Annotated in this window: 1 protein-coding gene; it reads right to left on the reverse strand. The window is 37.9% G+C overall.

All coding sequences use genetic code 11. The features are described 5' to 3' along the window. Window positions 1-40: 40 nt before the first annotated feature. The coding region (locus C7Y47_RS24745; RefSeq protein WP_185903607.1) for a transposase at window positions 41-401 on the reverse strand (361 nt) is incomplete at its 5' end.

Genomic DNA, 401 nt, shown 5'->3' on the forward strand with positions numbered 1-401 from the left:
CGATTTTGAACAGGAAGCGCCTTATTTCTGTCTCTATTCCTTATTCATTTTCATTTAGTAGCTTTAATATCCGTTTCAAATTGACAGCGAATATCGTTGTAGCACCTTGAATTTCCATGCCAAATAGACCCGCAGTCGATGCCGTATCGTACCCGTGTCCGTTTTTTAATTCACTATTCTTCGCTTCTACTTTGTAGCGATTTGCGGCTAATTGCTTAAATGCTTCCGTATTTTGAAATGCCTCTTGTTCGGCATGTGTATCCGACTTAATTGTGACAGAATATGTTTTACTTTTTGCGCCTTCTTTATAACAGCCCTCTCTCATTGGACATACTTTGCATTTTTCAATGTCAAAATAATATGTCTGACTTTGACTCTTACTCGTTCCTTTTTTACCCGTA

It is taken from the genome of Lysinibacillus sphaericus (assembly GCF_006864135.1).
Lineage (GTDB): Bacteria > Bacillota > Bacilli > Bacillales_A > Planococcaceae > Lysinibacillus.